Origin of the sequence: Erythrobacter sp., from assembly GCF_023653175.1 — a bacterium.
Taxonomy (GTDB): domain Bacteria; phylum Pseudomonadota; class Alphaproteobacteria; order Sphingomonadales; family Sphingomonadaceae; genus Erythrobacter.
In genome coordinates this window covers 1-19,912 of record NZ_JAMNXL010000050.1, presented here as the reverse complement: position 1 = coordinate 19,912, position 19,912 = coordinate 1, and the positions used below count along the sequence as shown (strand labels likewise).

General features: G+C 66.9%; 19 protein-coding genes. 9 read left to right on the top strand and 10 right to left on the bottom strand.

What is annotated here, in order from left to right:
- Nucleotides 1–25: 25 nt before the first annotated feature.
- From NBV68_RS07865 to NBV68_RS07855, 3 genes are read right to left on the bottom strand one after another with little or no spacing between them, the layout of a single operon-like run.
- Complete coding sequence (locus NBV68_RS07865) at nucleotides 26–1,324, bottom strand: MFS transporter (protein ID WP_296308595.1); 1,299 nt, start codon at nucleotides 1,322–1,324, stop codon at nucleotides 26–28.
- Nucleotides 1,321–2,517: a cupin domain-containing protein gene (locus tag NBV68_RS07860; protein WP_296308594.1), complete on the bottom strand. Its 1,197-nt coding sequence runs from the start codon at nucleotides 2,515–2,517 to the stop codon at nucleotides 1,321–1,323. Before NBV68_RS07860 ends, NBV68_RS07865 begins: the two co-directional genes overlap by 4 nt.
- A 29-nt stretch (nucleotides 2,518–2,546) precedes the next feature.
- Entirely contained in the window at nucleotides 2,547–3,746 is a 1,200-nt protein-coding gene (locus tag NBV68_RS07855) for a DUF1343 domain-containing protein (protein ID WP_296308592.1), read from the bottom strand.
- Nucleotides 3,747–3,846: 100 nt separating this feature from the next.
- On the opposite strand from NBV68_RS07855, the gene NBV68_RS07850 reads away from it, so the two are divergent.
- Nucleotides 3,847–4,350: a TspO/MBR family protein gene (locus NBV68_RS07850; protein ID WP_296308590.1), complete on the top strand. Its 504-nt coding sequence runs from the start codon at nucleotides 3,847–3,849 to the stop codon at nucleotides 4,348–4,350.
- A gap of 42 nt (nucleotides 4,351–4,392) precedes the next feature.
- On the opposite strand, the gene NBV68_RS07845 is transcribed toward NBV68_RS07850, so the two are convergent.
- Nucleotides 4,393–4,923 (bottom strand): hypothetical protein, encoded by a 531-nt coding sequence (locus tag NBV68_RS07845; protein WP_296308588.1) that lies wholly within the window; start codon nucleotides 4,921–4,923, stop codon nucleotides 4,393–4,395.
- A 77-nt stretch (nucleotides 4,924–5,000) separates the two neighbouring features.
- Here NBV68_RS07845 and tyrS point away from each other — a divergent pair, with 77 nt between their 5' ends.
- The 7 genes from tyrS to NBV68_RS07810 all read left to right on the top strand — a co-directional run bounded on the left by tyrS (nucleotide 5,001) and on the right by NBV68_RS07810 (nucleotide 12,100).
- A complete protein-coding gene (tyrS, locus tag NBV68_RS07840) occupies nucleotides 5,001–6,230 on the top strand; it encodes a tyrosine--tRNA ligase (RefSeq protein ID WP_296308587.1) in 1,230 nt (409 codons plus the stop codon).
- A 100-nt stretch (nucleotides 6,231–6,330) separates the two neighbouring features.
- Nucleotides 6,331–6,669, top strand: a complete 339-nt coding sequence (locus NBV68_RS07835; protein ID WP_296308586.1) for a PilZ domain-containing protein — start codon at nucleotides 6,331–6,333, stop codon at nucleotides 6,667–6,669.
- 72 nt (nucleotides 6,670–6,741) lie between these two features.
- The gene (locus NBV68_RS07830; protein ID WP_296308584.1) at nucleotides 6,742–8,034 is read left to right on the top strand and encodes an MFS transporter; all 1,293 of its coding nucleotides are present in this window, start codon (nucleotides 6,742–6,744) and stop codon (nucleotides 8,032–8,034) included.
- The gene (gene cysK, locus NBV68_RS07825) at nucleotides 8,031–8,951 is read left to right on the top strand and encodes a cysteine synthase A (RefSeq protein ID WP_296308582.1); all 921 of its coding nucleotides are present in this window, start codon (nucleotides 8,031–8,033) and stop codon (nucleotides 8,949–8,951) included. The genes NBV68_RS07830 and cysK overlap by 4 nt, the downstream gene beginning before the upstream one ends.
- A 230-nt stretch (nucleotides 8,952–9,181) precedes the next feature.
- The gene (locus NBV68_RS07820) at nucleotides 9,182–9,784 is read left to right on the top strand and encodes a hypothetical protein (RefSeq protein WP_296308581.1); all 603 of its coding nucleotides are present in this window, start codon (nucleotides 9,182–9,184) and stop codon (nucleotides 9,782–9,784) included.
- A 100-nt stretch (nucleotides 9,785–9,884) separates the two neighbouring features.
- Nucleotides 9,885–10,496, top strand: coding sequence for a hypothetical protein (locus tag NBV68_RS07815; RefSeq protein ID WP_296308580.1), 612 nt, complete (start codon nucleotides 9,885–9,887; stop codon nucleotides 10,494–10,496).
- Between the two features lie 98 nt (nucleotides 10,497–10,594).
- Entirely contained in the window at nucleotides 10,595–12,100 is a 1,506-nt protein-coding gene (locus NBV68_RS07810) for a M20/M25/M40 family metallo-hydrolase (RefSeq protein WP_296308579.1), read from the top strand.
- A gap of 3 nt (nucleotides 12,101–12,103) precedes the next feature.
- Here NBV68_RS07810 and NBV68_RS07805 read toward each other — a convergent pair whose 3' ends face one another.
- The 5 genes from NBV68_RS07805 to NBV68_RS07785 form a co-directional block, all read right to left on the bottom strand.
- On the bottom strand, nucleotides 12,104–12,973 hold the full coding sequence (locus NBV68_RS07805) for a hypothetical protein (RefSeq protein WP_296308578.1): 870 nt from the start codon (nucleotides 12,971–12,973) through the stop codon (nucleotides 12,104–12,106).
- A 95-nt stretch (nucleotides 12,974–13,068) separates the two neighbouring features.
- Complete coding sequence (locus NBV68_RS07800) at nucleotides 13,069–14,874, bottom strand: acyl-CoA dehydrogenase C-terminal domain-containing protein (RefSeq protein ID WP_296308577.1); 1,806 nt, start codon at nucleotides 14,872–14,874, stop codon at nucleotides 13,069–13,071.
- Nucleotides 14,875–14,927: 53 nt separating this feature from the next.
- Nucleotides 14,928–15,389, bottom strand: coding sequence for a MerR family DNA-binding transcriptional regulator (locus NBV68_RS07795; RefSeq protein ID WP_296308576.1), 462 nt, complete (start codon nucleotides 15,387–15,389; stop codon nucleotides 14,928–14,930).
- 31 nt (nucleotides 15,390–15,420) lie between these two features.
- Nucleotides 15,421–15,816, bottom strand: a complete 396-nt coding sequence (gene hisI / locus NBV68_RS07790) for a phosphoribosyl-AMP cyclohydrolase (RefSeq protein ID WP_296308574.1) — start codon at nucleotides 15,814–15,816, stop codon at nucleotides 15,421–15,423.
- A 379-nt stretch (nucleotides 15,817–16,195) separates the two neighbouring features.
- Nucleotides 16,196–16,891 carry a ComF family protein gene (locus NBV68_RS07785; RefSeq protein ID WP_296308573.1) on the bottom strand — a complete coding sequence of 232 codons (696 nt, stop codon included), beginning with the start codon at nucleotides 16,889–16,891 and terminating at the stop codon, nucleotides 16,196–16,198.
- Between the two features lie 57 nt (nucleotides 16,892–16,948).
- On the opposite strand from NBV68_RS07785, the gene NBV68_RS07780 reads away from it, so the two are divergent.
- Nucleotides 16,949–17,716 (top strand): methyltransferase, encoded by a 768-nt coding sequence (locus NBV68_RS07780; RefSeq protein ID WP_296308571.1) that lies wholly within the window; start codon nucleotides 16,949–16,951, stop codon nucleotides 17,714–17,716.
- Here NBV68_RS07780 and ppdK read toward each other — a convergent pair.
- The coding region (ppdK, locus tag NBV68_RS07775; protein WP_296308570.1) for a pyruvate, phosphate dikinase at nucleotides 17,713–19,912 on the bottom strand (2,200 nt) is incomplete at its 5' end. The two genes, NBV68_RS07780 and ppdK, sit on opposite strands and share 4 nt — an antisense overlap.

Here is a 19,912-nt window from a genome sequence, read left to right as displayed (position 1 = left end):
TGGTGCAGCCGGTCCGCGCGCCGGATTAGCCCTTCTGGTCCAGCTCGCGGTCAAGATGCAGGCTGCACCGCCAGAAGAAGAACGCTGGCACCAGTCCCAGCACCGCCGCCCCATAGAGCACATAGCGCACCGAGTCGGCGCCGTAGGTCGGCTGGAGCCAGTCGGACAGCATCCCGAAGAACAAGGGCCCCAGCCCCAGCCCGATGAGGTTCTGGAAGAACAGCAGGCTCGCCGCCGCAATCGCTCGCGCGCGCATCGGCACGAGGCCCTGCGCGGCGGAGTAGCAGGGGCCGTAATAGAGCGAATTGAACACCTGCGGCACGAAGATCAGCGCAAGGGCCAGCGGCCAGCTCGGCGCCTGATAGGCAGCGATCGCGATCGGCACCGCGAGCGCCATGCCGATCGCGGGCGCACTCAGCACATGGAGGCGGTTGGTCGCGCCGAAGCGGTCGGCAAGGTAGCCACCGAGCCACGTGCCCAGAATGCCCCCCACCCCGCCGATGATCCCGAACCACAGCCCCACCTGCCCCGCCGAAAGCTCATGGGTGCGCTGGAAGAAGATCGTGGTCCAGGTGGTCTTGCCGTAAGACAGGAATGACGCCGCCGAGCCCGCGATCACCAGCAGCACGAAGGCGCGCGAGCGCATGACTTCGGCGACCGCCTGACCCAATGGCAGCGCAGGCGCCTGGCTCTTCGCCCGCAGCACCGCAGCGGCGTCAGAGCGGCGCGGGTCCTTGAGGACGAACCACACCACCAGCGCCAGCACGACGCCGGGAAGTCCCACCACCACGAAGGCCTCGCGCCACCCGAGATAATCGGCGAGCAGCCCGCCGATCACCATGCCAAGAAGCGATCCGACTGGAATGCCGAGCGAGTAGAAGGCCAGCGCCGAGGCGCGCCTTTCGGGCGGAACCATGTCGCTGATGAGTGAATGCGCAGGCGGCGTGCACCCGGCCTCGCCCACGCCCACGCCCACGCGCGCGAGCAGCAGCTGCCAGAAATTCTGCGCCACGCCGCACAGCGCGGTCATCGCCGACCACAGGGCGAGCGCGGTCGCGATCAGCCTCGGACGGCTCGTCGTCTCGCGATCGGCAAAACGGGCGATGGGAATGCCGAGTACGGTGTAGAACAACGCAAAGGCCAGCCCCGTCATCAGCCCGATCTGGGTGTCGGAGAGGTCGAGATCGCGCGCGATTGGCTCGGCGAGGATGTTGACGATCTGGCGGTCGATGAAATTGAAGACATAGACGGTGAGCAGGACCCACAAGGTCAGCCTGACCCCGGAAGTGCCCTGCGCCCGCGCTGCTGCGACCTCGCTGCTCATGCCATCGGCCTGCTCTCGAAGGCGCCTTGCGCGATGGCCGTGGCAAGGAAGGCCTCAAGTTCGGCAGGCGGGTGATGGCAGAAGCGCGCGGCGAATTGCGGCCACGTGAAGCTCGCCTGCGCAAAGGCCCAGCGCGCAGCGTCGCTGACGAGGCCCGCCGGCAAGCGCTGCGTGCCGATGGTCAGCACCGATCCGGTCAGCGGCTGCTCGACCCCGCAGGGCAGCTGCGTGCGCACGAACACCTCGGACGACGCGGCGGATTGCGGTGCGGGCACCGGCGAGGCGAGCGTGCGCTGGCGCACCGCGATGTCCTCAAGCATTCCCGGCGTGTCGACCATTGCGCCCAGCCTCGCGGCAATCGCGCCGAGCTGCCGACGGAGCGCCTCGCCCTCGCGCGCAGGGGGAAGGTATTCGCGCATCGTGCGGTCCTCGAGCGCTATCTCGCGCAGCAGGTCAAGTACCGCGACGCCGTAGAGCGGCTGCACCCCGAAGGTCAGGTGCAGCGAAGTCTCGCTTGACGCCAGCGCGTCGTGATAGCGGCCGCGCGGGATGTATAGCAGGTCGCCGGGGCGCATGGTGATCTCCATCGCCACCTGTCCCTTGGCGCGTGCGATATGGTCGGCGTCGCGCACCAGCGTCGCCTCGACAGGAGCGTCCTCGGCGTTCTCGTAGATGCGCCACACCTTCTCGCCCTCGCAATGCACGGCGAAGACCTCGTGCGGATCGCAATGGCTCGAGAAGGCCTGCACCCCGCGCCGCGAGGCGTAGAGATTGACGGTGGCCTTGGCCCCGAATTGCTCGCCGAGCACGCGGCACATGTGCCTGAGAGCGTGGCTCTGATCCTCGAGCCCGTCGATGACGAGGCTCGCGCCGACGGCCATCAGGGTCTCGACCAGCGCCGGGTCGGGGCGCGTGCCCGCTCCTTTCGCGAATTCGCGCGACACCGTGTAATGCGCCGGATCGACCCCTCGCCCGTTGATGACGAGCTTGATCGCGCTCTCGGCCCAACGCGCCGGTTCGGCAAGGAGTTCGGAGAGGCGGGCAGGGCTCATCAGTCCGGCCTTGTCGAAACCCCGTCCAGATAGGCTGGCGCGCGGGACATGCAGAACCTTGCGGCCGTAATATTCGTCCCGAAAGCACTGTTCGTCGAACGGTGCCAGCAGGGCGGCGAAGTTGAATGCGCTGGTGTCCATAGGTCGATCCGTCCCTGCCTTGCGTGACGTCAGTACAGCAGGTGGCCGCGCACTTCGGCAACCCAGGCGGCCTCGTCGTGTGACGTCATGGCGTCAAGATCGGCCGGGCGGGCGGCGGGGTCATCGACCCATTCGCGCAGGGAAGGCCCGCCGTTGATCACGTCGATGGCGAGGCGGGAAAGCTCGTATTCATAAGGGAAATCGCGCCACAGCGGGTAATCGGGATAGAGCAGGCGGATCGCCTTGAAGGCGAGCGCCTGCATGCGCCAGGGCTTGAAGCTGTCGTGAGTGTAGAACCCGCCCTCCGCATGAATCATCAATGCGTTGCAGAGCGTTCCTGAGTGTTTGTGGAAAGTGGGCTCGAACCAGCATTCGCGGATCGCACAGCCCGCCAGCCAGTCCGGCGCGAGCTTGTTCATCACCTTGAGCACCCCGCCCGCGTCAATGTCCGGCGCGCCGAACAGCACTTCGAGCGGGCGCGTGGTGCCGCGCCCCTCGGACAGGCTTGTGCCCTCCAGCATCACCGTCCCGGCATAGCAGCGCGCCATGTTGAGGTTGGCGGCATTGGGCGAGGGATTGATCCACAGGCGTGACGCCGGCCACCCGAAGCCGTCAGCGTCATCCGGACGCCAGCCCTCCATCGCCACCACCTTGTAGGCGACGTCGAGACCGAAATGTTCGATGAACCAGTGGCCCATCTCCCCCATAGTGAGGCCGTGGCGCATCGGCATCGGGGCGGCGCCGACGAAGCTTTCCTGTCCAGGCACCAGCAGCGTGCCCTCGACCGGGCGGCCGGCGGGATTGGGCCGGTCGAGCACCCACACCTCCTTGCCTCCCTTGGCTGCTTCCTCGAGCAGATACAGAAGCGTGGTGACGAAGGTGTAGATCCGGCAGCCCAGATCCTGCAGGTCGAACAGGAACACGTCCGCGCTCGACATCATCTGCCCTGTCGGTCGACGCACCTCGCCATAGAGCGAGAAGATCGGAATGCCGTAGCGCGGATCCATCTCGTCCGCGGTCTCGACCATGTTGTCCTGCTTGTCGCCTTTGAGCCCGTGCTGCGGTCCGAAGGCGCTGTTCACGTTCACCCCGGCCGCAATCAGCGCGTCAAGGCTATGGGTGAGGTCTGACGTCACGCTTGCCGGATGCGCCACCAGTGCCACGCGGCGGCCCTTGAGTAGGCCGAGGAGTTCGGGGTCGGCGAGCAGCCGGTCGATGCCGTTCTTCATGCGCCAAGCGATGGAACAGCAGCGGCGCAAAGGCAATGCTTGGGATGTCCTTTGGCGGAAGTGCTGGGAACATTGCCCGCCCTGTGCCAGTTAGAGCGTCATGGACATTGACTGGACCCCCGTTGCCATCGCCGCCGGTTGGGCGATCATCCTTGGCGGCGCGGGCGGTGCGCTGACCGAGATCGGCCAGTGGTATCGCGACTTGCGCAAGCCGCCGTGGCAGCCGCCCGACTGGCTGTTCGGCCCGGCCTGGACGATCATCCTCGGCCTTGCCGGGTGGAGCTTCTATATCGGCCTCACCCAGGCCCCCTCGCCCGAGGCGCGGATGGGGGTGTGGGCACTGTTCACCACTAATTTCGTGCTGCATTTCCTGTGGTCGCCGCTATTCTTCAAGCTCAAGCGCCCCGACTGGGCCCTGGCCGAGAATGTCTTCCTGTGGCTTTCGGTGGTGGGGCTGATGGTGGTGCTGCCGCGCCTTGTGGGCAACCGTTTCGCGGGCTGGCTCAACCTGCCCTATTTCATCTGGGTGAGCTTCGCCTTCGTGCTCAACGCCAAGATCGTGCAGCTGAACCGGCCCTTCCTCACCGGAGCGCCCGCGCGCTAGTTTTTGCTTTGCCGTGATTTCCGAGCCGTGAAATCGTCCATTTCACTCGAAATCACTTTGCCGCTCGACGATCAGCGCGCGGTTGGCCTCGGAGTGGAATTCGGGCTTGCCGGGCGGAAAGGCGAGCGCCCAGTATTGCTTGGCGCCGTCGGCATGTTCGACCACCGCATTGAGCGCGACCTGCGCCGGCGCAGGTAGATCGGCGGCGATGCTGGCGCGCAGCACCAGCCCCGCCTGGTCATGCGAGCAGGCAATGGCGACGGCCGCGACCGGCGCATCGCGCATCCCTTCGCGGAAGGAATCGAAGTCGTAAGCCGCCCACTGGCCCGAGGGCGAGAGGTTGAACTCGCGATAGGCCTTCCCGCCAAGCGGCTGCCAGAAGATCTCGAAACAGGTCGTCTGCCACAGGTTGTCATGTCGTGCAGGGGTCGTCGCGGGGGGGATGACGATCCGTTGCACGTCCCCGTCGAGCCGGAACTCCGCCTCGCAACCCTGGGCGGTGGCGGTGACCGAGGCGGTAACGGCGCGGACCGGGCCGAGATCGCAGGCGACATGGAGCATCAGCGGTTGCATCGCGCCTGTGTGCCTGTGCCGCCTGTCTCCGGCAAGCCACTTCCCGTCGCGCGCCCTGCCTGTTAGGGCCGCCCGCCATGAGCACCTACGAATCCAGCCTCCTGCGCCTGCTCGACGAGCGGGGATACGTCCACCAGATGACCGACGCGGCGGGACTTGATGCCCTCGCGTGCAAGCAGGTGGTGCCTGGATATATCGGGTTCGACGCGACTGCGCCGAGCTTGCACATCGGCAGCCTCGTTCAGATCATGATGCTCCGGCGCCTTCAGCAGACAGGGCACAAGCCGATCGTGCTGATGGGTGGCGGCACCACCCGCATCGGTGACCCCACAGGGCGTGACGAGAGCCGCAAGATGCTCACCGACGACACGATCGAGGTGAACGTCCGATCGATCTTCACGGTCTTCGACAAGCTGCTGAAATTCGGCGATGGTCCGACCGATGCGGTGATGGTCAATAACCATGATTGGCTCGGTCAGCTCGGCTATATCCAGCTGCTGCAGGAAGTCGGCACGCACTTCACCGTGAACCGCATGCTGACCTTCGATTCGGTCAAGCTCAGGCTCGAGCGCGAGCAGCCAATGACCTTCCTTGAATTCAACTACATGATCCTGCAAGGGTATGATTTCAGGCACTTGTCAAAGGAACTTGGCGTGCGCCTGCAAATGGGCGGCTCCGATCAGTGGGGCAATATCGTCAACGGGATCGAGCTTGGCCGGCGGATGGACGGGGCCGAGCTGTTCGGCCTCACCACGCCGCTGCTCACCACAGCGAGCGGTGCGAAGATGGGCAAGACCGCGGCGGGCGCGGTGTGGCTCAACGAAGACCAGCTTCCGGCCTATGACTTCTGGCAATACTGGCGCAATGTCGACGATGCCGACGTGGGCAAGTTCTTGCGCTTGTTCACCGACTTGCCACTGGACGAGATCAACCGCCTCGAAGCGCTTGAAGGTGCCGAAATAAACGCTGCCAAGGCGATCCTCGCCAACGAGGTCACAAAGCTCGTGCGCGGCGAGAATGCCGCGACCCGCGCCGAAGCCACCGCGCGCGAGACCTTTGCCGGCAGCGGCGCTGGCGAGGACCTGCCGAGCATCGCGACGGGCCCGGAGGGCATGCGCCTTGCCGCACTTCTCACCGAACTCGGCCTCACTGCCTCGGGCGGCGAGGCCAAGCGCAAGCTCGCAGAAGGCGCGGTCAAGCTCGAGGGTGAGACGGTCAGCGATCCCGCCCAGCTTGTTGTGCCGGACGAGGGGCAGGCGCTGCGCCTCAGCCTCGGCAAGAAGCGCCATGCGCTGGTGACCCGCTAGGCGTCATCCGCCAGGGCTTCGCGTTACCTTTACCAATTGTCAGGCTTTCTGCGGCATTTCAATCGTCCTGTGACCCAGACGGAGGGAAGGATCGCGCTACGTGGCAGGTGGAGCTAATCTCAGCGTAACCGACTTGCGCCGTGCGGCGCGTCACCCGGTCGACTTTCCGGCGATCGTCGAGCATTTCGTGCACGGCGACCTGCACCTGCATGTCTGCAATCTCTCCGCCCACGGCTTCATGGTCGACAATGGTGGGCAGCTCCACCGCGGCGACCGCATCATCATCCGCCTGCCTGTCGTCGGGCGGATCGAGGCCTATGTGATCTGGACCCGCGACAACCGCGCCGGCTTCCAGTTCGAGCGGATCATCCGGCTCGACGATTTCGTCGCGATCATCGACCAGCTCCAGCCCAACCCGCGCCTGCGCCGCTCGCGCTGACGCAACTTAAAGTCAGGGGCGCACAAGTTTCGCCTGCTTGGCAGCGCGCGCTTGCCCTGCCATGGCGCAGCCGTGACCGACGCTGTGACCGCCCCCACCTCTGGCCCTGCCTCCCCGCTCCAGATCGGCGATTACCGGCGCTATTGGCTGGCGCGCTTCATGGGCGTGTTTGCGACCATGTCGATGGTGGTGCTGCTCGGCTACCAGCTCTACGCGACAGCGCGCGACGACTACGGGATGAGCGTCGCCGAAGCCTCGTTCCAATTGGGGTTGCTGGGGCTGGCGCAATTCGTGCCGCTGTTCCTGCTGACGCCGGTCGCGGGGCTCGCCGCGGACCGCTTTGACCGCCGCCATGTCGCGGCCTTCGCCAACGGGATCGACGGCCTCGTGGCAGTCGTGCTGGCGCTGACGACCTGGGCCGATGCCTTGAGCCTGCCGATTCTCTTCACCCTCGCCGCCGCGCACGGTGCGGCGCGGGTGTTCCTCGGCCCCTCGATGAGCGCCATCGCGCCCAACATCGTTCCCCCTGCCCTGCTGCCGCGCGCGATCGCGCTCTCCTCGATCGCCTGGCAGACCGCGAGCGTTGCCGGTCCGGCGGTGGGCGGGTTGATCTTTGCCGGTGCCGAGTGGCTGCCCCATGCCCTGTCGGCCGCGCTGCTCGGCTGCTCGATGCTGCTGATCCTCACCGTGCGCCCGGTGCGCGCCAAGCAGGACGGGCCGCGACTGAAACCGTTGAAGCAGATCACCGAAGGCATGGTCTATGTCTGGCGCGAGCGGTTCCTGCTGGGGTGCATCACGCTCGATCTGTTCGCGGTGCTGCTGGCGGGCGCCACCGCGCTGCTGCCAGTCTTCGCGCGCGACATTCTGTTCGTCGGCCCCGAGGGGCTCGGCCTGATGCGCGCCGCCCCGGCTCTGGGCGCGGCGAGCGTTGCGCTGGGGCTGTCGTTCCGCCCGCTCCAGCGCGAGGTCGGGGTGAAGATGCTGTGGGCGGTCGCCGCTTTCGGGGCGCTGACGATCGTGTTCGCGTTCTCACGCCATTTCATCCTGTCGCTGGCGATCCTCGCGATGATGGGCGCGGTCGACATGGTCTCGGTGTTCATCCGCAGCTCGCTGGTGCAGCTCTTCACCCCCGATGACAAGCGCGGGCGGGTGTCCTCGATCTCGGGCCTTGCCATCTCCGCCTCGAACGAACTCGGCGAGATGCAGTCGGGGCTCGCCGCAGCGTTCTTCGGCGCGGTCGGCGCGGTTGTATTCGGCGGCGCGGGTGCGATACTCGTGACATTGGTATGGGCGTGGTACTTTCCCGAGTTGCGCCGCGCCCGCAGCTTCGAGCCGCAAGAGCTCAAACGAGAGGTATCGACATGAAGGCTGACAGCATTCTCGCCACCATCGGCGCCACCCCGCATATCCGCATGGCGCGGCTGTTCCCAGATCACGAGGTGTGGGTGAAGTCCGAGCGGGCCAACCCCGGCGGGTCGATCAAGGATCGCATTGCGCTCGCGATGGTCGAGGACGCAGAGGCGCGCGGCGCCTTGAAGCCGGGCGGCACGATTGTCGAGCCGACCTCGGGCAACACCGGGATCGGCCTTGCGATGGTCGCCGCAGTCAAGGGTTACCGCCTGGTGCTGGTCATGCCCGAATCGATGTCGGTCGAGCGCCGCCGCCTGATGCTCGCCTACGGCGCGAGCTTTGATCTCACCCCGCGCGAGAAGGGCATGAAGGGCGCGATCGAGCGGGCGATGGAGCTGGTCTCCCAAACCCCGGGCGCATGGATGCCGAGCCAGTTCGACAATCCGGCGAACGTCGCGGTCCACGCCCGCACCACCGCGCAGGAAATCCTCGCCGACTTCGCCGCGACGCCGGTCGACGTGATGATCACCGGCGTCGGCACGGGCGGGCACCTGACGGGCTGCGCCGAGGAGCTGAAGAAGCACTGGCCTGCCATGAAGGCGTATGGCGTCGAGCCTGCGCTCTCGCCCGTGATCAATGGCGGCCAGCCCGGCCCGCACCCGATCCAGGGCATCGGCGCTGGCTTCATTCCGGGCAACCTCCACACGAACGCGATCGACGGGGCAATTCCCGTCGATGCCGACGAGGCCAAGGACATGGCCCGCCGCGCCGCGCGCGAGGAAGGGATGCTGGTCGGCATCTCGAGCGGCGCGACGCTGGCGGCGATCGCCAGCAAGCTCGCCGATCTGCCGCCCGGCACGCGGGTGCTCGGGTTCAATTACGATACCGGGGAGCGGTACCTGTCGGTTCCCGATTTCCTGCCGGTGGAGTGATGCGATTCGAACGCATCAACTACGCCGACGGCGAGACCGCGCTGACACTCCCGCAGGCCCGTTCAATTCTGCCTGTCACCTGCTCGCCGACAGCCAGTCTTGGGGCGCGCTGATAAGCCTGATCGACGTCGTCGCACCGCAGTCACGATAACCCATTTCTTAACCCTGAGCGCGTAACCCTCTGGGGCGATTGCCGGTGCAATCAGGTCTCTGCTCGGGAAGCGCTGCCCATGAAGTTCATCAAGCTCGAATCGCGCGGGGGCAATTACCTCGTCGTGGCCTCGAACGTGGCGTGGCTGCGCACCGCCGAGAACGGGCAGACGAGCGTCGGCATCGTTGGCGGGCAGCCGCTGCTGGTGGTGGGCTCGATTGAGGAGGTGGCCGAAAAGATTCTGGTGGGGCTCGGGCAGGCCTCTGCCGAGGCCCCCGCTGCGCCGACCCCCGTCGCACCGGTCGCCACCCCGCCACCTTTGCCTGCACCTGCGCCTGAACCGGTTGTGGCAACGGTTGCTGAAGCTCCCGCTCCGGAGCCGGAAGCCGTCGCACCTCTGCCGCTGCCGCCTGCCCCTGCACCGGAACCCGAGCCGGAACCCGAAGCTTTCGTTCACGAAGCCGAACCCGAACCCGAACCGGCACCGCCGCCGCGCGCCGCGCCCCAGGCAGCACCGGCGCCGCAGCGCCCGACCCCAGCCCCTACCGCCAGCCATGCACCCGGCCGCCCGCGCGTTGTCTCGGCGCGCTCGGCCAGCCAGTGGGAACGCCCTGCTGCGGCAAGCTCCAAGAGCCTCAAGATCAAATCGGGCTCGCAGCGCATGATGGGCATGCTCGAATAGCCCAGCGCCGCCGCGCCCGGCACCGCCTCCGCTCGCTTGCCCCTTCCCATTTGCCTGTATCTGTGCGATTTTTCGCGCCGGGGTGAAGCAGGGGGAAATCATGCGGGCATTCGGGCAGCTTACCGTCGTTGTTCTGAGCGCTATGCTGGGACTTTGCGGACAGGCCATGGCGGCGGAGCCATGCAATGCCGGCAGTCTCGACAGCGTGCCGGGCAAGGCATGGAACGAGGCCTTTGGCTGGCGCTACGACACCAGTCAGAACCCAGACCCGCAGCAGCGCGACAGCGAGAACCTCAAGAACCGCCAGACCGCCTACACCCAGCTGGTCACCCAGACCCCGCCCTGGCCCGACTGGTTCCAGCCCCCGATCGCGATTCTGCCGGTCGGCACGGTCTTCAATATGGCGATGAGCAAGGGCCAGAAGGATGACCAGCTCGGCGGGTTCGGCACCTTCGACCGGATCGACTCGGTCAGCGAGGCGCGCGAATATCTCGCGGTGCTCAAAGCGTGGAAGCCCGACATCGACAGGGTCAACCGTTACCGCGTGACCGAGGTTCTGCCGGTCCATGTGGGGCCAATCGGGCCGCAGGTCGATCCCGATGCCTGCGCTCTGCTGCCCGGACGTTTCTCGCAGTTCGAGATGCTGGTCGCGCGTGACCAGCGGGTGCACTATGTGCAGCTCGTCGGCTCCTATCCGATCGCCCAGGACTGACCGGACACCCGGCTGATCGACCTGACGCCACCGACAAAGCCGTTGCGCTCGCCCGCGCGCCTGATACCCCTTGCCTCTCAGGCAGGGGAGACAGGCACATGAATCGAGCTTTGGCGGGATGGACGTTGGGCGCGGTTATCGCACTGGCGGGGGCGCCGCTTGCAGCCGAAACGCCGGACCGCGAGAAGATCGCGGCCACAATTGCCGCGCAGCATGACGCCACGGTCAAGGCCCTGCAGGACTGGGTCGCGCTCCCCACCATCGCCGCCGAAAAGCGCGGCACGCCCGAGGGCGCGGAATATATGCGCAAGCTGGCGCTCGATGCCGGGTTCCAGCAGGCCAAGATCATTCCCACCGACGGCGTGCCTGCGGTCTTCGCGACGCTCGATGCAGGCGCCAAGACCACGGTCGGCATCTACTTCATGTATGACGTCAAGCAGTTCGACCCGGCCGAATGGAGCACCGCGCCGCTCGAGGCGACGCTGGTCGACCGCCCGGGCGAGGGCACCGCGATCGTCGGGCGGGGCGTCGTCAACCAGAAGGGGCCGGAAATGGCCTTCCTTGCCGCGATCAAGGCGATCCGGGCGAGCGGGCAAAGGCTCCCCGTCAACCTCGTGCTGGTCGCCGAGGGCGAGGAGGAGGTCGCCTCGACCCACTTCGATCAGGTCGTCGCCGTGCCCGAGGTGCAGGCGGCGCTGGCGAAGGCGATCGGGGTGTTCATCCCCTCGGCCAACCAGAACCGCGACGGCAGCGCGGGGATCACGCTGGGGGCCAAGGGCGCGGTCGAGTTCCAGCTGGTAGTGGGCGGCGAGACTTCGGACAAATATCCCAAGACCGATATCCACTCCTCGAACTACGCCCGGATCGAGAGCCCGGCGTGGCGACTGGTCAAGGCGCTCGATACCCTCGTCGCCGATGACGGCCACACGCCCGCGATCGACGGCTGGTTCGAGAACGTCCAGCCCCTGACCGCGCGCCAGCGCGAGCTGATCGCCGAGAGCATCAAGCCCGGCGCTGAACCGGGCGAGAAGGCGCTGCTCGGCGTCGGACGCTGGATCGGCGACGAAGATTACCGCACCAGCCTCGAGCGGTTCTATTCGCAGCCGACCGTCAACATCCAGGGCCTCGTTTCCGGCTACACTGGTGAAGGCGGCAAGACCGTGCTCCCGGCCCGCGCCGAAGCGAAGCTCGAGTTCCGCCTCGTCCCCAACATGACCAGGGCCGAGGCGGTGAGCAAATTGCAGGCCCACCTCGCCAAGCGCGGGTTCGACGATGTGCGCGTGACCATCTCGGGCGGCTATGGCCCCAACGAGACCGCCGAACATTCGGCGCTGATCCGCGCGCAGAAGAAGCTCTTCGAGAGCCAGGGAATTCCCTACACCATTCGCCCGCGCAATGCCGGGAGCTGGCCGGGGGTTGTCTTCAACGGCCCGCCGCTGAACCTGCCCGCCTCGCAATTCGGCTTGGGCCGGGGCGGCGGGGCGCATGCGCCCAACGAGTGGTTCCTGATCACGAGCACCGACCCCAAGGTCTACGGGCTCGATCAGGCGACGATGGCCTATGTCGATTACCTCTACGCGCTTGCAGAGGAGGCAGCGAAGTAGGCCTCAGCGCCCGGCGATCAGCGCGGCGGCGGCTTCGGCCATGCCGGCGTTGCTGTGCGCGACTCCCGGCACCCGCTCGAGCCGCCATGCGAAAGGCACCCCCAGCGATGCGGCCGCCTGTTCGCCGCGCGCGAAGAAAGCCTGGCCGCGGGCGTAGCGGTGCGGGCCCTGCGCGTCGGCCTCGGGAGTCTTGCGCAGATCGGGATCGGCGCGGTCGGTGTCCGCCGTGCCGAGCAGCACCGTCAGCGGCTTGCCGAGCGCGGCCGCGAGACCATCGTCACCGATTGGCGTTGTGCCGAGGCCGTAGGGAAAGGCTGTGTCAAGGGCGGGCATGGTGTACCACCCGGCATTGGCGGTGATGGCCCGCTCGATCCGCGCCTCGGGCATGAACAGGACGTAGCGATGGACGAATTGCGCGCCGGCGGAATGGCCGTAGATCGAATAGCGCTCGACCTGCGTGCCGAAGCGCTGGCGCACTTCGTCGAACAGCGGCTCGATCGCCGCGAAAGACCAGCGGCTGCGCGGGCGCGCGGAGCCGTTGTCCTCGGTGAAATAGCCGGTGTTGTAGCCGAGCGATCCAGGGAAATCGGTGGCGGCGAATTGCGGGGCGATGACGATGAACCCGAAGAGCTTGGCATGCGCCGCCCATTCGTCGCGGTAGCGGTCGGCGTCGCGGTTGACGCCGTGCATGACAAAGACGATCCGCGTGTCGGCCGTGACCGTCTCGGGCAGCTGGTAAAAGACGGGGAGCGGCGGGCCGTCCCATCCGGTGAAGACGAAGCGCCCGGCCTGTCCGGTCGCGCCTGCGGGAACGGCCGGGGCGCCGAGCATCACCACGGCGACCAAGGCCAGAAACCACCGCCGCATCGACATGCCCATGCTCCTCTTGCGCTGGCCACAAAGCACAGGGGCCGCCTTGCGGCAACATGGCGGCCCCTCGATTGTGCCGGAAATGAGGGCCAGCGGGCCTACGCGGCGGTCGCGAAGGCCTCGGCCGGGAGCTTCATCATGTATTCGCTGCCCGCCTCCAGCTTGCGGCGCAGCGCGCCTGCATCGGGGAGGAAGCGCTCTGCATAGTAATTGGCCGAGACTAGCTTGGCCTCGTAGAACGCCTTGTCATCCGCGCCCTCGGCCAGCTTGGCGAGCGCCACCTTGGCCATCTTCAGCCAGAAGAAGCCGAGCGTCACGATGCCCATGATGTGCATGTAGTGATGCGCGCCCGCGCCGAGATGGTTGGGATTGGCCATCGCGTTCTGCATGAACCACATGGTCGCCGCCTTCTGCTCGCCCAGCGCCTTTTCGAGGCGCTCGGCAACCGAGGCGAGTTCTGCGACCTGCTTGGCGGCGGCGATTTCCTCGTCGATCATCGCAAAGAAGGCCTGGATCGCCTTGCCGCCGTTGGACGCAAGCTTGCGCCCGCACAGGTCCATCGCCTGCACGCCGTTGGCGCCTTCGTAGATCATCGCGATGCGGCTATCGCGCACGAACTGCTCCATACCCCACTCGCGCACATAGCCGTGGCCGCCGAACACCTGCTGCATGTTGTTGGCAATGTCATAGCCCTTGTCGGTGCCGTAGCCCTTGATCACCGGGGTCATCAGCCCGATCAGCAGATCGGCCTGCTCGCGCTCCTCGGGTGTCTGCGCCTTGTGGGTCAGATCGACCTGAAGGGCGCCCCACAGGCACAGCGCGCGCATCGATTCGGTGAACACCTTGGCGTCCATCAGCATGCGGCGCACGTCGGGGTGAACGAAGATCGGATCGGCCTTGGCCGCCGGATCGGCGGGGCCGGTCAGCGCGCGGCCCTGACGCCGGTCGAGCGCATAGGTCACCGCGTTCTGATAGGCGACCTCGGCCTGGGCATAGCCCTGGATGCCGACGCCGAGACGCGCGGCGTTCATCATGATGAACATCGCGGCCAGCCCCTTGTTCTCCTCGCCCACGAGGTAGCCGGTCGCGCCGTCGTAGTTGAGCAGGCAGGTGGCGTTGCCGTGGATGCCCATCTTCTTCTCGATCGAACCGCAGGTGACGCCGTTGCGCGCGGCCGGCTCGCCGTTCTCGTCGAGGATGAACTTGGGCACGATGAACAGCGAAATGCCCTTGGTGCTGTCGGGCGCACCCGGGGTCTTGGCCAGCACCAGGTGGATGATGTTGCTGGTAAGGTCATGCTCGCCGGCCGAGATGAAGATCTTGGTGCCGGTGATCGCATAGGTGCCATCGCCATTGGGCACGGCCTTGGTGCGGATCATGCCGAGATCGGTGCCGCAGTGGGGCTCGGTGAGGTTCATGGTGCCCGACCATTCGCCCGAGATCATCTTGGGGAGATAGAGCGCCTTCTGCTCGTCCGAACCCTTGGCCGTGATCGCCGAGATCGCGCCGGCGGTGAGGCCAGGATACATGGCGAAGGCCTGATTGGCGGTGCCGGTGTATTCCTCGAGCACGAAGCCGAGCACGTGGGGGAGCCCCTGCCCGCCGAACTCCTCGGGCTGGGCGAGCGTGCCCCAACCGCTTGTCACATAGGCCTGATAGGCTTCCTTGAAGCCCGGAGGGGTGGTTACGCTGCCGTCCTCGTGACGGGTGCAACCATGCTCGTCACCCGCCTGGTTGACCGGCGCGAGCACCTCGGCACAGAACTTGCCGGCCTCGTTGATGACCGTCTCGATCATGTCGGGGGTGGCGTTCTCGAAGCCGGGCAGATTGCCGTAGCTGGCAAGGTCGAGCACTTCGTTGACGATGAAACGCGTGTCGCGGGTGGGCGCGGTATAGGTCGGCATCTGAAGATCCCTCTGGTGAGCAGACGTGTTTAAGCAGGGTTGGGCCTAGCGCATCAGCGCAGGTCGAGCTTTTCGATTTCGGCCACGAAGTCGGTCAGTTCCTTGATCGAACTGTCGATGTCATCGCGCTGCTCTTTCAGCTTGGCGATGTGCGTGCGGCATTTCTCGATCGTGACGCGGCGCTGTTCGACGCGGCCGTCGTCGAGATCGTAGAGGTCGATCATCTCGCGGATTTCGGTGAGCGAGAAGCCCACGTTCTTGGCGCGCATGATCCATGCGAGTCGTGCGCGGTCGCGCTTGGAATAGACGCGGGTCAGGCCGACGCGCGCCGGGTTGATCAGCCCCTCGTCCTCGTAGAAGCGCAGTGCGCGCGCGGTGCAGCCGAATTCCGAGGTGAGGTCGGAGATGGTGAAATGTTCGCGCTCGTGGACATCCGGTCGGTCAAGATGCGCGCCGTTGCGGCGCGGCTCGGCGGCGGGATCTACGGCGGCGGGATGAGCGGGAGCGGTAGCCATGCCCGCGCTCTACCTTACGTTTACGTGAGCGTCAAGTATCGATGCAGCGCAACACCACCCCGCCATCTTCCGCGACAACCTCTCGATAGAAGCACGCGCGCGCGCCGGTGTGGCAGGTGGGGCCGGCCGGCGTGGCGCGAATCAGCAACGCGTCCTGATCGCAGTCGGTCAGCACCGTCTCCACAGCGAGATAATTCCCCGAAGTCTCGCCCTTCATCCACAGGGCCCCGCGGGAACGCGACCAGAAGTGCACCTTGCCGGTGGCGAGCGTTTTCGCGAGCGCTTCGGCGTTCATGTGCGCGACCACCAGCACGGCGCCGTCCGCAGCGTCGACCACGACTGCGGTCAGCAACCCTGCCGCATCGAATTTCGGCGCAAAGACAAGGCCCTTCTCGCGCTCTTCTGGGGTGAGGACGAAGTCGGTCACGAAAGCAACTCCATGCAAGCCGGAAGGCGGCTCATGCAAGGATTGTTGCAAGCAGACAACAGCAGGTGACAAAAAATCATGTGAGCCACGCTTTCGTCTTCCGCGTTGGGCAACTCGGTGGAAGAAAGCCCTCGGAGCCTTCGCAAGGGGTTCTCCACCGAACACATGGCACCGCCCGGTGCCAAGTTCAGGGGGTGACCGGACCGCAGATCTGGCAGCGGGGTGCCAGCGCGATCGGTTGAACGATTGGGATTGGATCCAGGCAGCGAAGTTAGGGGGTCGCTGCCTCGGCTCGCAAGAGCGGATCCGCACCGTTTCGTCACGTGGCGCCCGGGGTCGAAAGACCCCGGGCGTTATGTGTTTTACGGGCTCGCGCGGCTTACGGATGCGGGCGCTTGCGATCCTCTTCCACCCGCGCAAAGCAGGCCACCGCGATGCTCGAAGGCGCCGCTGCGGAAATTGCGGCCAGACAGGCGCGGCTTGTCGCTCCGCTGGTGAGCACGTCGTCGACCAGCACCACGTCGCGCCCCCTGATCCGCGCCACCGCGCCCGGCCCGAGGCGGATCGCACCGGTCAGCATCCGTTCGCGTGCTTCGCGACCCAGCCCGCCCAGGTTGGGCGTGCGCCGGAACCGCACCAGCGCCGCCACCGCCGCCTCGCCCTTGTCGTTGCGTTCGAGTGCGCGCGCCAGCAGTGCCGCCTGGTTGAACCCCCGGCTCCACAATCGCCAGCGGTGGAGCGGCACCGGCACCAGCAGCGGAGGCGCCCGGCCGGCCACGGGCTCGGGCAACCGCGCCGCGATCAGCCGCGCCAGCAGGCCTGACAGCGCGATCCGCCCGCCATGCTTGTAGGCGAGGACCAGCTTTCGCGAAGTCTCGTTGTAATAGGTTGCCGCATAGACCGGCACGGCATGGCCTGCGACTTCTGCGAGTTCCGGAACCTCGAGCGTGCTCCAGCAATCGCTGCACAGCCCTGCCTGCGCCGCCACCGCAGCCCCGCACGACGGGCAACGCGGCGGATAGATGGAATCCACCACGGGAGCGAAATGCCGGGCAAGCTGAGCGACCACTGCCATGGCGCTCAGTGTCGCATGGCTTGCAACCTGTAGGCAAGCGCGGCAGGGCGCTGCGGCATGAATGCCCCAACCGTCCCCACCATCTTTGCGGAAGCCCGCCGCGTGGCCCGTGCGCTGCGCTCGGCCGCGCGGCTGCGATCAGTGCCCGATGCAGCGCGCTTCCTGCTCGACGACATGGCCGAGGACATGATCGAGCGCCTCGCCTTCGTGCGCCACACCCCGGCGCGCGCCCTGCTGGTCGGCGGCGCGCCCGAGACGCTCGCGGCGCACCTTGAACAAGTCGGTGCCGAGGTGGTGACAGACCTGACCGCCAATCCCGCAGAACCGCTTCCCGGCGGGCCCTTCGACTTCATCGGCGTTCTCGGCCAGCTTGACGCGGTCAACGACCTGCCCGGCGCGCTGATCCATCTGCGCAGCGCGCTCACCCCCGGCGGCCTTGGGATCGCGAGCTTCACAGGCGGCCAGAGCCTGCCGATGCTGCGTGCAGCGATGCTGGCGGCCGAGCCCGATCGCCCTGCGGCACGGCTCCACCCCATGGTCGACGCCCGCGCCGCGCCCGGCCTGCTCCAGCGCGCCGGGTGGAAGGACCCGGTGGTCGACACCCACACCCTTGCGGTGCGCTATGCCTCGCTCGACAGGCTGGTGAGCGATCTGCGTGACCAGGGCCTCGGCAATGCGCTCGCCCGGCCTGCCGCGCCGCTCGGCAAAGCCGCCCTTGCCCGCGCCCGTGCCGCCTTTTCCGCGCACGCTGAAGCCGATGGCAAGGTGACCGAGAGTTTCGAGATCGTAACCCTCACCGGGCGGCGCTCCCTCGCCGGAACCTAGGCCTTCTTCAGCGCCGCCTGCGCTGCCGCGAGCCGCGCGATCGGCACCCGGTAGGGCGAGGCACTGACGTAATCGAGCCCGACGCTTTCGCAGAAGGCGATGCTCGCCGGGTCGCCGCCATGCTCGCCGCAGATGCCGAGCTTGATGTCGGGCCGCGTCGCCCGGCCCCGCTCTGCCGCCAGTTCGACGAGTTGGCCGACGCCCTCGATATCGAGGCTGACGAAGGGATCGCGCGGGAAGATGCCCTTGTCGACATAGACGCTGAGGAACCGCGCCGCATCGTCCCGGCTGACACCCAGCGTGGTCTGCGTGAGGTCATTGGTGCCGAAGGAGAAGAACGCGCCTTCCTCGGCGATCTCGCCCGCCATCAGCGCGGCGCGCGGGAGCTCGATCATCGTGCCGACGAGGTAATCGACCCGCGTGCCGGTCTCGACGAAGACCTCCTCGGCGGTCTTGTCGACCAGTGCCTTGAGGATCGCGAGTTCGCGCTTGGTCGCCACCAGCGGGATCATGATCTCGGGGAGCGGAGCCTCGCCGCTGGCGTTCTTGACCGCGCACACCGCCTCGAAGATCGCCCGCGCCTGCATGGCGTAGATCTCGGGGAAGGTGATCCCCAGACGGCACCCGCGGTGGCCGAGCATCGGGTTGAATTCATGAAGCTCGCCCGCGCGGCGCTTGAGGTGATCGACCCCCAGGCCGGTCGCATCGGCCAGCTCGGCGAATTCCTCGTCCGCATGCGGCAGGAACTCATGCAGCGGCGGGTCGAGCAAGCGGATCGTGCAGGGCAGGCCTGCCATCACCTCGAAGATGCCGGTGAAATCGGCGCGCTGTTCGGGCAGCAGCTTCTCCAGCGCGCGGCGACGCCCCGCCTCGTCATCGGCGAGGATCATCTGGCGCACCAGGCTGATGCGTGAGGCTTCGAAGAACATGTGTTCGGTGCGGCATAGCCCGATGCCTTCCGCGCCGAACTGGCGCGCCATGCGGCAATCGCCGGGCGTCTCGGCATTGGTGCGCACCTTCATCCGGCGCAGCTTGTCGGCCCACACCATCAGCACGCCGAAATCGCCCGCCAGTTCCGGCTCCACCGTCGGCACGATGCCGAGCATCACCTGCCCGGTCGCCCCGTCGAGGGTGATGGAATCCCCCTCCTTCAGCTCGGTCGTGCCGATCCTGAGCGTCCGCGTGGCACGGTCGATCGAGACCGCCCCTGCCCCCGACACGCAGGGCCGCCCCATGCCTCGCGCCACCACCGCCGCGTGGCTGGTCATCCCGCCGCGCGCAGTCAGAATGCCCTGCGCCGCGTGCATCCCGTGAATGTCCTCCGGGCTGGTTTCGACCCGGACCAGAATCACCTTCTCGCCCCGTCCCGCCCATTGCTCGGCGGTGTCGGCATCGAGCACGATCTTGCCCGCCGCCGCTCCCGGGGACGCTGGAAGCCCGGTGGTGAGCACATGCCGCTCGGCCTTGGGATCGAGCGTCGGGTGGAGCAGCTGGTCCAATGCCATCGGATCAACCCGCCGCACCGCCTCGCGCTCGTCGATCAGGCCCTCGGCCACCATGTCGACCGCCATCTTGAGCGCGGCCTTCGCCGTACGCTTGCCCGAGCGGGTCTGGAGCATCCACAGCTTGCCGCGTTCCACCGTGAATTCAATGTCCTGCATGTCCTTGTAGTGAAGTTCCAGCAGGTCGAACACGCGGGCGAGTTCGGCGTAGGCTTGCGGAAGCGCCTCTTCCATCGACAGCGGCTTGGCCCCTGCCGCATCGCGCGCGGCCTTGGTGAGGTATTGCGGGGTGCGGATCCCGGCGACCACGTCCTCGCCTTGAGCGTTGATCAGGTATTCGCCGTAATAGGCGCGCTCGCCGGTCGCGGGGTCGCGGGTGAAGGCGACGCCGGTGGCGCTGGTCTCGCCCATGTTGCCGAACACCATCGCCTGCACGTTGACCGCGGTGCCCCAGTCGGCGGGGATGTCGTTCAGACGGCGATAGACCTTGGCGCGGTCCGAATCCCAGCTGTCGAAGACCGCACGGATCGCGCCCCACAATTGCTCGGTCACATCCTGCGGGAAGTCGCGGCCCAGTTCCTCGGCGACGATCCCCTTGTATTCGGCCACCAGCGCCTGCCAGTCTTCAGCCGCCATCTCGGTGTCGTTGTAGAAACCCTTGTCTTCCTTGGCGATCTCCAGCGCTTCCTCGAAC

Bases quoted from the DNA above. Each gene is read 5' to 3' on its own strand.
- NBV68_RS07820 (WP_296308581.1), top strand. From the start codon at position 9,182: ATGAAGTTCATCAAGCTCGAATCGCGCGGGGGCAATTACCTCGTCGTG.
- NBV68_RS07795 (WP_296308576.1), bottom strand. From the start codon at position 15,389: ATGGCTACCGCTCCCGCTCATCCCGCCGCCGTAGATCCCGCCGCCGAG.
- NBV68_RS07805 (WP_296308578.1), bottom strand. From the start codon at position 12,973: ATGTCGATGCGGCGGTGGTTTCTGGCCTTGGTCGCCGTGGTGATGCTC.
- NBV68_RS07785 (WP_296308573.1), bottom strand. From the start codon at position 16,891: ATGGCAGTGGTCGCTCAGCTTGCCCGGCATTTCGCTCCCGTGGTGGAT.
- NBV68_RS07855 (WP_296308592.1), bottom strand. From the start codon at position 3,746: ATGAAGAACGGCATCGACCGGCTGCTCGCCGACCCCGAACTCCTCGGC.
- NBV68_RS07860 (WP_296308594.1), bottom strand. From the start codon at position 2,517: ATGGACACCAGCGCATTCAACTTCGCCGCCCTGCTGGCACCGTTCGAC.
- tyrS (WP_296308587.1), top strand. From the start codon at position 5,001: ATGAGCACCTACGAATCCAGCCTCCTGCGCCTGCTCGACGAGCGGGGA.
- NBV68_RS07780 (WP_296308571.1), top strand. From the start codon at position 16,949: ATGAATGCCCCAACCGTCCCCACCATCTTTGCGGAAGCCCGCCGCGTG.
- NBV68_RS07815 (WP_296308580.1), top strand. From the start codon at position 9,885: ATGCGGGCATTCGGGCAGCTTACCGTCGTTGTTCTGAGCGCTATGCTG.
- NBV68_RS07850 (WP_296308590.1), top strand. From the start codon at position 3,847: ATGGACATTGACTGGACCCCCGTTGCCATCGCCGCCGGTTGGGCGATC.
- NBV68_RS07800 (WP_296308577.1), bottom strand. From the start codon at position 14,874: ATGCCGACCTATACCGCGCCCACCCGCGACACGCGTTTCATCGTCAAC.
- cysK (WP_296308582.1), top strand. From the start codon at position 8,031: ATGAAGGCTGACAGCATTCTCGCCACCATCGGCGCCACCCCGCATATC.
- NBV68_RS07845 (WP_296308588.1), bottom strand. From the start codon at position 4,923: ATGCAACCGCTGATGCTCCATGTCGCCTGCGATCTCGGCCCGGTCCGC.
- NBV68_RS07810 (WP_296308579.1), top strand. From the start codon at position 10,595: ATGAATCGAGCTTTGGCGGGATGGACGTTGGGCGCGGTTATCGCACTG.
- NBV68_RS07865 (WP_296308595.1), bottom strand. From the start codon at position 1,324: ATGAGCAGCGAGGTCGCAGCAGCGCGGGCGCAGGGCACTTCCGGGGTC.